The sequence below is a fragment of the Streptomyces maremycinicus genome (assembly GCF_001184025.1).
In the GTDB taxonomy this organism is placed as follows: Bacteria; Actinomycetota; Actinomycetes; order Streptomycetales; family Streptomycetaceae; genus Streptomyces; species Streptomyces maremycinicus.
Genome location: NZ_BBYG01000020.1, coordinates 192,492 through 206,790 on the forward strand (window position 1 = coordinate 192,492; position 14,299 = coordinate 206,790).

The 14,299-nt window shown below is 72.8% G+C and carries 10 protein-coding genes; 7 read left to right on the forward strand and 3 right to left on the reverse strand.

All coding sequences use genetic code 11. The features are described from left to right. Window positions 1–5: 5 nt before the first annotated feature. Genes AOQ37_RS31345 through AOQ37_RS31360 form a run of 4 tightly spaced genes read left to right on the forward strand, consistent with a single transcriptional unit; the run spans window position 6 to window position 5,382 of the window. Entirely contained in the window at window positions 6–1,019 is a 1,014-nt protein-coding gene (locus AOQ37_RS31345; RefSeq protein WP_062649334.1) for a zinc-binding dehydrogenase, read from the forward strand. A 12-nt stretch (window positions 1,020–1,031) separates the two neighbouring features. Beyond that, window positions 1,032–2,273, forward strand: coding sequence for a beta-ketoacyl [acyl carrier protein] synthase domain-containing protein (locus AOQ37_RS31350; protein WP_062649336.1), 1,242 nt, complete (start codon window positions 1,032–1,034; stop codon window positions 2,271–2,273). A gap of 58 nt (window positions 2,274–2,331) precedes the next feature. Beyond that, complete coding sequence (locus AOQ37_RS31355; RefSeq protein ID WP_062649338.1) at window positions 2,332–2,760, forward strand: nuclear transport factor 2 family protein; 429 nt, start codon at window positions 2,332–2,334, stop codon at window positions 2,758–2,760. A 45-nt stretch (window positions 2,761–2,805) separates the two neighbouring features. Continuing rightward, on the forward strand, window positions 2,806–5,382 hold the full coding sequence (locus AOQ37_RS31360; RefSeq protein ID WP_062649340.1) for an AMP-binding protein: 2,577 nt from the start codon (window positions 2,806–2,808) through the stop codon (window positions 5,380–5,382). 67 nt (window positions 5,383–5,449) lie between these two features. Here the strand turns inward: AOQ37_RS31360 and AOQ37_RS31365 are convergent, their stop codons facing one another. Then, complete coding sequence (locus AOQ37_RS31365) at window positions 5,450–6,400, reverse strand: M28 family metallopeptidase (RefSeq protein WP_062649342.1); 951 nt, start codon at window positions 6,398–6,400, stop codon at window positions 5,450–5,452. Window positions 6,401–6,986: 586 nt separating this feature from the next. Here AOQ37_RS31365 and AOQ37_RS31370 point away from each other — a divergent pair. Beyond that, window positions 6,987–8,057, forward strand: coding sequence for a glycoside hydrolase family 5 protein (locus tag AOQ37_RS31370; RefSeq protein ID WP_062649344.1), 1,071 nt, complete (start codon window positions 6,987–6,989; stop codon window positions 8,055–8,057). A gap of 244 nt (window positions 8,058–8,301) precedes the next feature. Here the strand turns inward: AOQ37_RS31370 and ligA are convergent, their stop codons facing one another. After that, complete coding sequence (gene ligA, locus AOQ37_RS31375; RefSeq protein WP_062649345.1) at window positions 8,302–10,455, reverse strand: NAD-dependent DNA ligase LigA; 2,154 nt, start codon at window positions 10,453–10,455, stop codon at window positions 8,302–8,304. A gap of 136 nt (window positions 10,456–10,591) precedes the next feature. Here ligA and AOQ37_RS31380 point away from each other — a divergent pair, with 136 nt between their 5' ends. Continuing rightward, window positions 10,592–11,464, forward strand: coding sequence for an LLM class flavin-dependent oxidoreductase (locus AOQ37_RS31380; RefSeq protein ID WP_062649537.1), 873 nt, complete (start codon window positions 10,592–10,594; stop codon window positions 11,462–11,464). Between the two features lie 104 nt (window positions 11,465–11,568). Here the strand turns inward: AOQ37_RS31380 and AOQ37_RS31385 are convergent, their stop codons facing one another. Beyond that, on the reverse strand, window positions 11,569–13,122 hold the full coding sequence (locus tag AOQ37_RS31385; protein WP_199825109.1) for a discoidin domain-containing protein: 1,554 nt from the start codon (window positions 13,120–13,122) through the stop codon (window positions 11,569–11,571). 296 nt (window positions 13,123–13,418) lie between these two features. Here AOQ37_RS31385 and AOQ37_RS31390 point away from each other — a divergent pair, with 296 nt between their 5' ends. Continuing rightward, on the forward strand, window positions 13,419–14,135 hold the full coding sequence (locus AOQ37_RS31390) for an SCO4225 family membrane protein (protein WP_062649347.1): 717 nt from the start codon (window positions 13,419–13,421) through the stop codon (window positions 14,133–14,135). The last annotated feature ends 164 nt before the right edge of the window (window positions 14,136–14,299 follow it).

The window sequence follows — 14,299 nt, forward strand, 5'->3', positions numbered from 1 at the left end:
TCCGCATGCCGCACGTACGTGGCGAAGCCGCCGTTCTCGTCGAACCCGGGCGCCTGGAGGTGGCGGAGGTCGCCTTCCGCGAGCCGGCCGAGGGCGAGGTCCTCGTCCGCAACACCGTGGCCGCCATCTGCGGAAGCGATGTGCACCGGGTGCGCGCCGAGTCCCCCTTCTTCCGGGACATGCGCGACCACCCCTACCCCTGCCCGGCCGGCTACCCGGGGCACGAGGGCGTCGGGGAGGTCGTGGAGAGCCGGTCGGCCCGTTTCTCGCCCGGCGACCTGGTGCTCACCGTGCCCAACCACGCCTACATGGCGTCGTTCGCCCGCTACCAGACGATCGCCGACCGGTTCCTGCTGCCGGTGAAGGCCACCGGGTCGCCGACCGTCCAGCTGATGGCGCAGCAGCTCGGGACCGTCGTCTTCGCGCTGAACCGGTTCTGGCCGGAGCGGGTGCCACAGGGGTCGACGGCCGCCGTGGTCGGCGTCGGGTCGGCGGGACTGCTGTTCCAGCAGCTGCTCAAGCACCGCGGGTTCGAGAAGGTCGTCGCGGTCGACCTGGAGCCGGGGCGGCTGGCGGTGGCCCGTTCGCTGGGCGCGGACGCCACCGTGCACGTGCCCGGGCAGAGCGCCGAGGAGGTCGTCATGGAGGCGACCGGCGGCAAGGGCGCCGACCTGGTCGTCGAGGCGGCCGGTACCGACGGGGCGCGCGAGCACGCGATGCGGATGGTCGGCCAGCACGGCCGGCTGGGCCTCTTCGGCATGCCCGAGGACTACGACATGCGCATCCCGTACGCCCATCTCTTCGTCCGCCAGGCGCAGTTGATCACCGCGGTCGGCGGCGCCCAGCTGGAACCCGGGCTCCCGTCCTTCCGGACCGCCCTGGAACTGATCGGGGACGGCTCGATCAAGGTCGACGACCACATCACCCACACCTTCGACATCAAGAACATCGCGGACGCCTTCGACCTCGCGCACCACCGGCAGGACGACGTCGTCAAGATCGCGCTCACTTTCGGCTGACGGAGGACAGGCATGTCGGAACTCGCCGAGCACTCGGCCCCGGTCGCCGTCATCGGCGTCGGCGGCCGCTTCGCCGAGGCGCCCGATGTCGGGGCGTTCTGGAACAACCTCGTGGCGGGCCGGGACTGCTTCCGGCGCGAGCCGGTCCCGGTCGTGGAGGACCTGGGCGAGGACCGGCTGCGGGTCCACTCGTGGGGGATCGCCCCGCACCGGGACACCTACGACCACACGCTCGTCGGCGTCGAGGGCCTGGACCCGCAGCACGGCATCCTCCAGGAGTCGCTGTGGCAGGCGGCGGAGGACGCGGGGGTCAGGCTGTCGGCGATCGCCGACCGGACCGCCGTCTACGCCGGCTGCGCCCGCACCAAGCACGTGCCGCGGGCCGCCTTCGACGACGTCGTGCAGATCGACCCGACGTTCGCCGGGCCGTACTTCTCCTATCTCCAGGACCTGTGGGGCGAGTCGCTGATGCTGGACTCGGCGTGCGCCACCTCCACGGTGGCCGTGCAGCTCGCCTGCCGGAGCCTGCGGGCGCACGCCTGCGACTACGCGCTGGCCGGGGCGGTGGCCGTCCAGGAGGACGCGGACGGCTCCTATCTGCGGACCCCGCGCAGCATCTACTCCACCGAGGGCCTCGTTCGCCCCTTCGACCGCCGTCACAACGGGGTGGTGCCCGGCGACGGCTCCGGGGCCGTCCTGCTGCGCAGACTGGACGACGCCCTGCGCGACGGCGATCCGGTCTACGCCGTCATCCGGGGCGGCGCCGTCACCAACGACGGGCGGGCCAAGCCCGGTTTCGTGATCCCCGGCGTCGACGGCAAGGTCCGCGCGGTGCGCCGGGCGCTGGAGGCGGCCGGGCTGACCGGGGCCGACGTCGACTACGTCGAGACGCACGGCGTCGGCATCCCGCTGAACGACCAGATCGAGGCGACCGCGCTGATCGAGGCCCTCGGCACCGACGGGCCTCCGGTGGCGGTCGGCTCGGTGAAGGCCTCCGTCGGCCACTGCGACACCGCCGCCGGCATGGCGGCCCTGATCAAGACGTGCCTCGCGATCGACCGCGGCTTCCTGCCCGCGACCCCGAACACCGAGGACCCCATCGAGGAGTTCACCGGGCGCGGCGAACGCTTCGGCATCCTCCCCGAGGGCCGTCCCTGGCCCACGAACGGCCGCCCCCGCACGGCCGGCCTGATGTCGGCCGGCGTGGGCGGCACCAACGCCTTCCTCGTCCTCGAGGAAGCCCCCGCCCACTGAGCATCCGTCAGTTCTTATCGTCCGCACCGTTCTTACGACGCCCTACCGAGGAGCACGCATGTCCGTCACCGCCGACCTCTACATCGAGGTCAAGAACTTCTACGCCCGCCAGATGCGCGTCCTGGACGACCTGGACATCGAGCGTTTCACCGCCACCTTCACCGAGGACGGCTCGGTCGCCCACCCCCACCGCGGCGAGAAGGTGGAGGGCCGCGAGGCGATGCGTACCAAGATGAAGAGCATGCTCCCGATGTACGAGGGGCTCGTCACCCGGCACTGGTTCGACCACTTCCTGATCGAGCCGACCGAGGGCGACGGCCTGCGGGTCACCTACTACTCGCTGGTGACCCAGACGAACACGCAGGACGAGGTCCACTTCTTCTCCTCCTCCAGCGTCGAGGACCAGATGGTCCGCGAGGAGGGTGAACTGCGCATCCGGGAGCGGGTCATCCACCGCGACAACCCCAAGTACGGCCGGGTGATCTGACCCCTGCCCACGCATCCGTGAACCGCTGAAGGAGGGGCAGAGCAGATGACGCGACAGCCGGCAGAGCGACCGACGCGGCAACCGGCACAGGATCCGGCACGGCGACCGGCGCGGCGGCTCACGGAGTCCTGGGAGCCGCCGCCGGCCGAGTGGAACGACACGGCACGGCCGTTCGAGGACCAGGTGAGCATGATCGACCTGATCGAGCGGCGCGTGCGGGAGTCCCCCGACGCTCCCGCCGTCCGCCTCGGCGAGGGGGAGATCAGGACGTACGGCGAGCTGTGGGCGGACTCGGGTCTGCTCGCCCGTTTCCTCGCCGGTCACGGGGTGGGCCGGGGCGCGTTCGTCGGTGTCCTGCACGAGAACTCGTGGGACAGCGTGCTGGCGGTCGTCGGTGTGCTGCGCACCGGCGCCGCCTATGTGCCGCTGGACGCGCGCTGGCCGGCCACCCGGATCGCGGCGCCCGTCCGCCAGTCGGGGATCGGCTGGATCATCACCGGGCACGCGCTGGCGCGCCGCGCGGAGGAGGCCGGGCAGCTCGCGGGCACCGGTGTACGGCTGGTCTGCACGGATCTGCGGGCCGCGGCCCCGGACCCGCTGGACGCGGAGGCGGTGGGCCTGCTCTGGGACTCCGTCGCCGAGGACGAGGACCTGGCCCGGGCGTCGGGCTTCAACCAGAACCCCGGCGACGAGATCTCCGCCGCGCAGATCGACACCTATGTCTCGCACGTGCGCGACCTGGTGCTGTCGGCGGCTCCGGCGGTACCGCGGCCGCGGGTCGTCGAGGTGGGCTGCGGCGCCGGTCTGATCGCGGGGGCGCTGCGCGGCCGGGTGGCCGGCTACACGGGCGTCGACGTGTCGGCCGTCGCGCTGGAGCGGGCGGAGCGGGAGGCCGGTGAGGGGGCACGGTTCGTGCGAGCCGCGGCCGCCGACCTCGGCCGGGTGGTGGCCCCGGCGGGCGCGGACGTCGTCCTCCTCGCGAGCGTCGCCCAGTTCTTCCCCGGGTTCGAGTACCTGCGGTCCGTGCTGCGGGACGCCGTGGGCGCCCTGGCGCCGGGCGGGGCGGTGGTCCTCGCGGATCTCGCGGAGCCGGACGGGGGCCCGGACTCCGGTCATCTGCGGGTGCCCGCCGAGTGGTTCGGGCGTCTGGCCGCCCAACTCGGCCTGCCGGTACGGGCGGAGATCCACCGGCGCGGCGGGGACGGCTGGCCGCCGGTCCTGCGGGACCGGTACGACGTCGTCCTGCGCCCGGCGCCGCGCGACACGGCCGTCGCGCACACGCCGGTGATCAGCACCTGGAGCGAGGTCGAGGCGGCCCGCGCCCTGCCGCTGCCGGCCGGCCCCGGCGCCGACGACACCGCGTACGTCATCTTCACCTCGGGCTCCACCGGTGTGCCCAAGGGCGTGTCGGTGCGCCACCGCAGTGCGGTCAACGTCATCCAGTGGGTGAACGAGACGTACGCGGTGGGTCCGGACGACTGTCTGCTGTGGGTCACCGCGCTCACCTTCGACCTGTCCGTGTACGACCTGCTCGGCGTGCTCGCGGCGGGCGCGAGTCTGCGCGTCGTCCCGGCCGCCGAACTGTCCGACGGCGAGCGGCTGCTGGACATCATGCTGCGCGAGCCGATCACCTTCTGGGACTCGGCTCCGGCCGCGCTCAGCATCGTGATGTCCTTCGCCGACGCCCCGGACGGGACGGACGGCAGGGACCACAGGGACGACAGGGACGCGACAGACGCGACAGGCGCGACAGGCGCGACCAGCGGGATCGGCAGGACGGACAGGGCAGGCGAGACAGGCGGTACAGGTGGGACGGGCGATACGGGCGGGGCCGACGGGTGGGCCGGGGCCGACGGGCCGGTGCCGAGCCTGCGTCTGGTCTTCCTCAGCGGCGACTGGGTGCCGCTGACCCTGCCCGGCCGGGTCCGGGCCCGCTTCCCGCGGGCCCACGTCGTGGCGCTGGGCGGCGCGACCGAGGCGACGATCTGGTCCAACCACTTCGACGTCGGTGAGATCGACCCGGCCTGGACGAGCGTGCCGTACGGCAAGCCGATCCAGAACGCCCGCTACTACGTCCTGGACGGCGACCGCAAACCGTGCCCGATCGGCGTCGAGGGCGATCTGCACATCGCCGGCGTGGTGGTGGCCGACGGGTATGTCGGCGACCCGGAGCTGACGGCCGCGAAGTTCACGGCCGACACGGTGGGCGGCCCGGCGGACGAGTCGATGTACGCGACGGGCGACCGGGCCCGCTGGATGGCCGACGGCAACCTGGAGTTCCGGGGCCGCCGCGACGACCAGGTCAAGGTCCGCGGCTACCGGATCGAGCTGGGCGAGGTGCTGGCCGCCCTGCGCCGGGTGCCGGGGGTGGTGGACTGCGCGGTCACCACGCTGCGCGGCGACGACGGCCCGCAGATCGTGGCGGCCGTGGCCGTGGGCGGTTCGGAGCCGACGCGGGGCGGCGGGTTCGTCCGCCGCCACCTGGCGGGGAGCCTGCCCAGTTACATGCTCCCGGAGCATGTGCTGGTGCTGCCGGCCCTGCCGGTCGGCCCCACGGGCAAGGTCGACCGGGACCGGCTGGCCCGGCTGGCCGCCCGCGCCCGGGACCGCCGACGGGGGTGAACGCCGAGGGGGGCGGGCCACCCGGCGACCGCCGGGTGACCCGCCCCCCCTCGGGGCCGCACGGCTCCTAGCCGCGCACGCCCAGCTTCCACACCATCGCGGCGACGGCGTCGCTGTTGACGTCCAGGGCCCGCCGGTCGATGTTGGCGGGGGTGTCACAGGCCTGGTGGTAGCACTTGTCCATGGCCTCACCGGCGGTCCCGCCCCACTTCGCGGCCTGCTCCGGGGTCTTGATCTCGGCGGATCCGGTGAAGATCCCGCCCACCGCGACCCCCTTGGCCAGGAACGGCTCGTGGTCGCTGCGGCCGTTCAGGGCGGTCGCGGGCTCGGTGGGGATGCCCTTGGCGCTGAAGTACCGGTCGAAGTGCCGGGCGACCTCGGGGCTCTGGTCGTAGACGAAGTACCCGGGGTTCGGTGAACCGATCATGTCGAAGTTCAGATAGGCGGTGATCTTAGACAGTTCGGCCGCCGGCAGGGTGTTCACGTAGTGGGTGGACCCGATGTACGTCTCCTCCTCCGTTCCCCAGAAGCCGAAACGGAGGTGCTGGGAAGGGTTGACGTTCCTCGCGGAGACCGTCAGCGCGGTCTCCAGGATCGCGGCGACGCTGGAGCCGTTGTCATTGATTCCGGGGCTCGTGTCGACCGAGTCGAGGTGCGCCCCGACCATGAGGACTTTTCCGCTCTGCCCGCCCCGGGGCCAGTCGGCGATCAGATTCCAGCTCTTCTTCCCACCGAACTCGAATTCCTGGAGCGAGGTGGTGAATCCAGCGGCGTCCAGCTTTTTCTTCACATAATCCACGGAGGCCTGATAACCGGCCGTACCATGGGCCCGGTTTCCGTTGTTCGCGTCGGAGATCCGCTGGAGCGCGTCCAGGTGCCGCATCACTCCGGTGACGGAGATGTCGGGCGCCGCACCTGCCTGAGCTGGCTCTTCGGCATGCACACCGACCGTCGTCAGCAGCAGGACGGACAGCGTGGACGCCGCGACGACGGCCGGACGGGACGGCTTGAAAGGCACAGCCGATTCCTTTCTCGATGCGAGCAATTGATCTTCCAGAATGCTTGCATGAAGCGTGCACCGAAGCCAACAGAATTCAACGGACTTCACAAACGGAACCGCCCGGGCGCCCTTTTTCCGCCACGTCGGCCACAACGGCTTTCTTTCCTGAGGGCCCACCGGAAATCACCTGTTCGCGACCGTCGCCACGCCGTAACGACGCGGGAATTCATGGCGCGTTTCGCGCGGTCCCGGGAAGCGGCCCGGCGAAACCCGGGGCCGCACCGCGTGCGCGGTTTTCCGGGGTGAGCCGCGGGACCGGACGGCCGGGCCTCTCACCCCACCGGCGGCCTGACGGCCGGCCCCCGGCGGCCTAACCTCCGGCCCCCGCAGGCCCCACCCCGCCTCACCCGCCCCCGGGGCAACGGACGTTACTCGCCCGAAACCTTGACGATCACATCGCCGGGTGCCACGATTCCGGCGCCGCCATGTTTACGTAAACATCAGCCAGCCCGGGACGTTGATGTTTACGCAAACATCGCGTGGCGGCCGCCGCCCAGCCCGCGCGTCCCCCAGCGCCGAGCCGCCTCTCCTGAAAGGGCACGTCATGCGCAACACCCCCACCAGCGACTCCCGCACCCCCCGCCTGCGCGCCGCTCTCGTCGCGGTCGCCGTCGCCGCCGTCACCGGCACGACCCTGGCCGGCAGCCCGGCCGCCGCCTCCTCCTCCCACACCGCACCGGCCACCGACACGACCCAGTTCAAGGGCGTGAACTGGGCCGACCCGCGCGACAACTTCGCCGACGACCTCCTCCAGCTGTCCGGTCTGTCGACCACGGACACCTACCGGCAGACCTACGCGAAGGCGACCCGGATCATCGCGGCGTTCCGGGCGAACCTCGGCGCCAACACCGTGCGGCTGCCCATCAACCCGTACACGGTCGACGGCGCCTACTGGAAGTCCTACCGCGGGGTCATCGACGCGGCCTCGGACCAGGGCTTCAAGGTCATCGTCTCCTACTGGGAGGGCACGGGCGCGCGGAAGGACGGCTTCATCGACGACACGGCCGCGTACTGGCCGATGTGGGACACCGTCGTCAAGGCGTACAAGAACGACCGGCATGTCTACTTCGAGCCGATGAACGAGCCGCACGGCTACACCGACACCGAATGGGCCGACATCGCGGCCAAGTGGCTGTCGACGTACGCGAAGGTTCCGCGCGACCGGGTGTTCGTCAGCGGCGCCGGCTACAACGACCACGTCACCACGGTCTGCGCCGACCCGCGGCTGAAGGGCACGTATCTCTCCCTGCACCACTACGGGTTCTGGAAGGACTACGCCACCTACGACCAGTGGGTGGCCGACCTGAAGGTGCGCATCGGCGACTGCGCGAACCGGACCGTCGCGGACGAGTTCGGCGCTCCCATGACGACCGGCCTGAACTACGACGTGAAGACGCCGGACAACAACTTCGTCAACTACGTCCAGGCCGTCACCGACACCTTCCGCGAGCTGAAGATGGGCTCCGTGTACTGGCCGGGTCTGCGCACCGACGACACCTACTCGGTGCAGACCCTGACCGGGACCACGGCCCGCCCCTGGCTGGCCACCACCAATCAGTCCGGCGCCGACCGCCTCGCCTGGGCGTGGGGCCGCGGCAAGCCCGTCGCGGGCTGAGTGCGGCGCCGAGTGCCGGGCGGGATCTCCGGCTGAACACGGCTGATTCTCCGACCGGATCGAGCTGGTTCTCCGGCTACGGCCTCCGGACGCCTGACGCGTGCGGGTACCTGAGAGCCCCGGGCGCGCGGGCGTCCCCCACCGCGCCCGGTCCGTACCCCCCGAGGGTGAGCGCGCCGGGCGCCACCGAACGCCGTCACCGGGGCGGCCGACCTGACGGCCGCCCCGGTGACGGCTCGCCCGGTCAGGAGGCCGACGGCACTCCGCCGGGACCGGCGTCGACGTAGTCGGCGACGAGGGCGGCGAACTCGTCGGGCGCGGCGAGCCGGACGCCTAGGGTCTCCGCCTTGGTCCGCTTGGATCCGGCGCCCTCACCGGCGACGACCAGGCTGGTCTTCTTGGACACGCTGGAGGAGGAGCGGCCCCCGGCACGCTCGATGAGTTCGTTCATCTGGTTGCGGCTGAGCTTCTCCAGCGCTCCGGTCATCGCGCCGGTGACGACCACGGTCATCCCGGCGAGCGGCCCGGCGTCGGCGATGGCCGGCGCGCCCTCGCCCTCGCCGACGATCCCGTCGGTCCCGTCGGTCCCGTCGGTCCCGTCGGCGGTCGCCGGTGCGGGCGGGGTGGCGCCGGGCTCGGTCATGTTCACCCCGGCGGCGACGAGTCTGTCGATGAGCGGGGCGAGTGCGGCGAGTTCGGCGACGATGGACGGGGCCTTCTCGGTGCCGATGCCCTCGACCTGCTGGATCGCCTCGGCGTCGGCGGCGCGCAGCAGGCCCATGGTGGCGAAGTGGCGTGCGATACGGCGGGACATGGAGCGGCCGGTGCCGCGGACGCCGAGAGCGCACAGGACCCGGGACAGCGGCTGCTTCTTGGCCGCGGCGAGCGCGGCGAGGAGGTTGTCGGTGCTGGTCTCCCCCATCCGCTCCAGACCGAGGAGCTGCTCGCGGGTGAGGGCGAACAGCCCCGCGAGATCGGTGACCAGTCCGGCCTCGACGAGTTGGACGACCCGGGTGTGGCCGAGGCCCTCGATGTCGAGCTGGTCGCGTCCGGCGGCGTAGGAGAGGGAGGCGACGAGGTGGCAGTCGCGGCCGTTGACGCAGCGCCAGCGCTGCTCGCCGGTGTCGATGCCCGATCCGCAGCGCGGGCACGCCTCGGGGAAGACGATGGGCTGTTCGTCGCCGGTGCGCAGGTGGGCGACGGGCGCCTCGATGCGGGGGATGACGTCTCCGGCCCGGTGGACCATGACGTGGTCGCCGAGGCGCAGGTCGCGGCGGGTGATGTCGGCCGCGTTGTGGAGGGTGGCGTAGGTGATGGTGGAGCCGTCGATCCGCACCGGTTCGAGGACCGCGCGCGGGGCGATGATGCCGGTGCGGCCCACGTTCCACTCCACCGCCAGCAGCCGGGTGATCTTCTCCACGGCGGGGAGTTTGTAGGCGGTGGCCCAGCGCGGGGCGCGGGAACCCGAACCGGCGGCCCGCTGGTCGGCTGCGAGGTCGGCCTTGACGACGATCCCGTCGATCCCGAACGGCAGCGAGGCGCGCAGCCCGGCGATCTCGGCCACCCGGGCCAGGACCTCCTCGGCGGTGCTCGCGGTGACGCCGGGCACGGCCGTCGTCGCGGTGGTGTTCACGCCGTAGCCGCCGGTCCGGGTCATGAGGTCGCTGTGCGCGCTCTCCTCCAGCAGCTCGGCCAGCGCCGGTTCGGTGTCGTCCACGGGCAGCAGGCCGTAGCCGAAGAAGGTCATCGGCACGGTGTACGCGCGTTCCCTGGCGCGCAGGGTGCCCGCCGCCGCGTTGCGCGGGTTGGCGAACGGCGCGCCGCCGTGCGCGGTGCGCACCTCGTTGGCGTGCTCGAACTGGGCCGTCGTCATGAGGACTTCGCCGCGCACCTCGACGGTGACCGGCTCCGACAGTTCCTCCGGCAGGCCCTCCACGGTGCCGATCGCGTGCGAGACGTCCTCCCCGGCCGTCCCGTCGCCCCGGGTGATCAGCCGGGTCAGGCGGCCGCGGGTGTAGCGGGCCGCGATCGCCAGACCGTCCAGTTTCGGCTCGACGCTGTACGCGGTGACGTCGTGGCCGACGCGCCGGGTGAGCGAGGCCGTCCACGCGGTGAACTCCTCGGCGGAGAACACGTTGTCCAGGCTGAGCATCGGTCTCGTGTGCGGGACATCGCCCTCGACCGCGCCGCCGGCCACCTTGCCGGTCGGCGAGTCGGGCAGCACCTGCTCGGGGTGCTCGTCCTCCCACGCCGCGATGGCGCGCACCAGCCGGTCGTAGGCGTCGTCGTCGAGCACCGAGGTGCCACCCGCGTAGTAGGCGGCCGACGCCTTCACCGCGTCCTCGATCGCCTGCGCGTAGGCGACGGCGTCCACAATCACTGCACCGGGTGTTGTCATGCCTCACATCCTGCCTGCCACCACTGACAATGCCCCGGACGGGAGCGCCGGGCCGATCTCCCCGGGGCGGCCGTCCGGCCCGGACACACCGTTGATCCACAGCCGTCGACACCCTAGGTTCCGGAGCATGACGAACGTGACGAACGTACGGGTCGGTGTCATGTACGACCGTGACTGGGCGCCCGAGGAACTGCCCGGGTTCGCGCGGCGGGCCGAGGCGCTCGGCGTGGACGACCTGTGGGTGGTCGAGGATCTCGGCTGGAACGGCGGGGTGACGGCGGCGGCCGTCGCGCTGGGGGCGACCGAACGGCTGCGGGTGGGCATCGGGATCGCCCCGGCGCCGTTGCGCAGTCCGGCGTTGCTGGCGATGGAACTGGCCACGCTGGCCCGGGTGTTCCCCGGGCGGCTGGTGGCCGGGATCGGGCACGGCGTGCGCGAGTGGATGGAGTCGGTCGGCGTCGCTCCCCGGTCGCCGCTGGCCCTGCTGGAGGAGACGATCACCTCCGTGCGCGCGCTGCTGCGCGGCGAGCGGGTCGAACTGGCGGGCCGCGAAGTGCGCCTGGACGGAGTGAAGCTGGTGCATCCGCCGGACCAGGTACCGCCCGTGGTGGCGGGCGTGGTGCGTCCGCGCTCCCTCGAACTGTCCGGCCGGGTCGCCGACGGCACCCTGATCGCCGAGGGACACGGCCCGCGGGACCTGGAGACCACCCGGGCGCTCACCGCCAAGGGCGGAGCCGGGCCCGACCACACCCTGACCGTGTTGTCCTTCGCCTGCGTGGGGGACGACCCCGAGCGGGTCGCCCGGCTCCTGCACCCGCACATCGAGGGCCAAGGCGCCTGGCTGGGCCGCCCGCAGGAGGAGGTGTTCACCGTCTCCGGCACCCCCGCTCAGGCCGTCGGCGCCCTGCACGCCCTGAAGGACGCCGGCGCCGACACCGTCGTCCTGCGCATCGTCGGCCCCGAGCCGCTGCGCCAGCTCGAGGCCGTACTGACGGCGGTGCGCCGCTGAACGGGCGCCCGGGCGGCCCCGCCCTGCGCTGACCGGGCCGGGTGTCGCCGAGCTCCCGGAGCCGCACGGCGACCTGCCGCGGGGCCCGGTCGGGCGCGGGCCGCTCAGCCGTCGCGGAGGCGGCTCGCCAGCTCGGCCAGGGTCTGCGCGGTGTCGGTCAGGGACCGCACGGCCGCCTCCAGGTCCGCGGCCAGCCGGGGCGCCGGGACGGCGAGCGACTCGGTCGCGGGTGCGGGCGCCGGGACCGGCGTACCGCGGTAGCCGATCGGGCCCTCGTCGTAGCGCTGGTAGTAACCGGTGAACGCCCGGCCGGCGGAGCCCTCGACGAAGCGGACCCGGGCGAGCTGGGTCTCCTGCGCGCCGGAGTTGCGGGTGATCTCGAGCCGGTAGTGGCGGTACGCCGTGGTGGGTGCGCGCAGGGCGAACTCCCTGGCCTCGAAGCGGCTGTCGAAGGACTCCCCGGTCCGGGAGTCCAGCGGCGTCCAGGTGCGGCCGTCGGCGGAGCCGTGCAGGGTCCAGTCGCGCGGGTCGCGGTCGGGGGCGTCGTTCGCCGACGTCAGGACGTACGAGGTGACGACGGCGGAGCGGGCGAGGGTGAAGCGGAGGACGGCGGTGTCGTCCCATCCCAGCCACTTGGTCCGGGAGCCGTTCAGCAGGTTGTCCGCCGTCTCGCCGGCCTCCTCGAACTCGTCGCTGGCCTCGACGTCGATCACCTCGGCGTCGGCCGCCCCGCCTTCTCCCGGCACGCCGTGGAGCGCGGCCACGCCGGAGTTGCCCCGCTGGTCCCGCCAGGTCACCCGCTCCACGGCGGCCCCGCCGTCGTCCACCAGCAACCGCAGTTCAGGGGAGCTGTGCCAGCCGCCGCCGTAACCCTCCTCCGTACGGAAGCGGTGCAGCCCGGCCGCCGAGGTCTCCTCGATGCCCTCGGGAAAGACCCAGCCGCCGGTGAGGCGGCCGCGGTACTCGTGGGCCGTGGCGTCGGCGGCGCGGTGGCAGCCGTGGAAGTCGGACATGTTCGACTGGAAGCTGATGGCCGATTCGGCCCCGTCCGCGCCGCGCCAGCCGAGCTGCGCGGGCAGCGAGTGCTCGTCCCGGTCGAGGTGGAACACCAGCCGCGGGGCCTCCTGCCAGGGCGTCGACGAGGAGGCGTGGGCGTCGCGGATCTCCGTCCGGTAGGCGAAGACCGAGTTGCGGGCGGCAAGCGCCGCGAGCGCGCGCTCCGAGGCGCCCCGCGCGTCGACCGAGTCCAGGGTGATCCGGTAGAGCCAGAGCATGCTGCGCGCCTCGGCCGAGACGCGTATCTCCAGGGTGTTGGTCCCCGGCTTCAGCATGTGGGCGGGCACCGAGAACACGCAGTCCTGCGGAAGGTCTCCGCCGCCGGGCACGGTGAGGTCCTCGGCCAGCGGATCGCCCTGGAGCAGTACGTCGATCGGGGCGTGGCCCCGGGCGGAGCCGAGCCTGGAGACGAGGGCCGTGACGGTGAGGGTCGCCTCGGGGATGTCCTCCGGGTCCGCCACCTCGAAGTCCAGCAGCACCGTCCCGCCCGCGTGCAACGCCAGGTGGGATCCGCCGAATCCGGCCCGGTCGTGCTCGACGACGGCGTTGGACAACCGCACCGGGTCTGCCGAGAAGTCGGCGAAGGTGGCCTTGATGCTCATGACGTTCAGCTCCTGACGGACAGTCAACACTGCTGCCACCAAAGGGCGGTGACGCGATCAAGGGGACCCTAGCGCCTCGCACCGACAGCGCCCTCCGGCTCCGCCGGGCCCCGCCGACCGCCGCGGACCGTCGGCGCCCGACCGCACCCGCGGCGCCCGAAACCCCCAGGCGCGGTTGAGTATCCGTACTCAACCCCGAACGCCCGCCCTGATCCATCGTGGAGACCACCGACCCGGACCTACCGGGACCGGCCCTGAACGATCCGGACCGACCGGACCGACCCGAAGGATCCACGATGACCGACGCCCCGCGCTCGCACGGCCTCCCCCGCCCGCGCCGCCTCCTCGCGCTCGCCACGGACAGCCGGGCGGCCCGGGGCTACCTGGCCGTGGTCACCGCCTCCGTCGCGGTCATGTTCCTGTTCCCGGAGAGCGGCTTCGCGGCGGCACCCCTGCTGCTCACCGCACCCCTCTCCTTCCTCGGGGTGGTCCTCCCCTTCGGTCTCGGCACCGAGGGCGGCGCGGCGGTCGAAACGGCGGCCGTCGGCTTCTGGGCCGGCTGGCTCCTGCTCTGCGCCCTCGTCAACGCGGCCGTGGTCGGCGCCCTCGTCGCGAGGTCCGCGGCCGGCGCGCCCTCCGGCCGCCCCGCCGCCCTCCCCCGTGTCGCGGACGCCGCCGGCCCCCGGCCGGGGCGGGTCCGGGCGCTGCTGGCGCCCGCGGTGGACAACTGGCTCGCTCGCGGGTACCTCCTCGTGGTGGCGGCCGCCGTCGGGTTCTTCCTCGTCGCCTCGTACGTGCTGCCGGACCCGGGGTTCGCCGGGATCTGGCCGCTCATGGCCACGGCGCCGGTCAGCATGCTCGCCGTCCTGCTGTCGGCGCCCGCGGAGTACTCCTCGCTCACCTGGCTGAGCCCGCTGGTCTTCGCCGCCGGTACGTCCCTGGCCGGGCTGTTCAACGCCGTACTGCTCGGCCGCCTCGCGCACCGGATGCGGGAACCGCGCCCGGCCGTCTGAGCCGCGGTGCCGACCGGGCCTGGACGGCGGCCCGCAGGTGGCCGTGGTGTCCAGGCCGGTCCGGTGGTCCTCGGGCCATTGGTGCGGCTGGACGGTCGGATCGAGGGCGCGGGACATCCGGGCCGCCCGGCGGCTGCCGTACGGCGATGGCGTCGGCCGTGGCG

Excerpts from the sequence above, each read along its gene's own strand:
- AOQ37_RS31345 (WP_062649334.1), top strand. The coding sequence starts at position 6 with ATGCCGCACGTACGTGGCGAAGCCGCCGTTCTCGTCGAACCCGGGCGC.
- AOQ37_RS31350 (WP_062649336.1), top strand. The coding sequence starts at position 1,032 with ATGTCGGAACTCGCCGAGCACTCGGCCCCGGTCGCCGTCATCGGCGTC.
- AOQ37_RS31355 (WP_062649338.1), top strand. The coding sequence starts at position 2,332 with ATGTCCGTCACCGCCGACCTCTACATCGAGGTCAAGAACTTCTACGCC.
- AOQ37_RS31360 (WP_062649340.1), top strand. The coding sequence starts at position 2,806 with ATGACGCGACAGCCGGCAGAGCGACCGACGCGGCAACCGGCACAGGAT.
- AOQ37_RS31370 (WP_062649344.1), top strand. The coding sequence starts at position 6,987 with ATGCGCAACACCCCCACCAGCGACTCCCGCACCCCCCGCCTGCGCGCC.
- ligA (WP_062649345.1), bottom strand. The coding sequence starts at position 10,455 with ATGACAACACCCGGTGCAGTGATTGTGGACGCCGTCGCCTACGCGCAG.
- AOQ37_RS31385 (WP_199825109.1), bottom strand. The coding sequence starts at position 13,122 with ATGAGCATCAAGGCCACCTTCGCCGACTTCTCGGCAGACCCGGTGCGG.
- AOQ37_RS31390 (WP_062649347.1), top strand. The coding sequence starts at position 13,419 with ATGACCGACGCCCCGCGCTCGCACGGCCTCCCCCGCCCGCGCCGCCTC.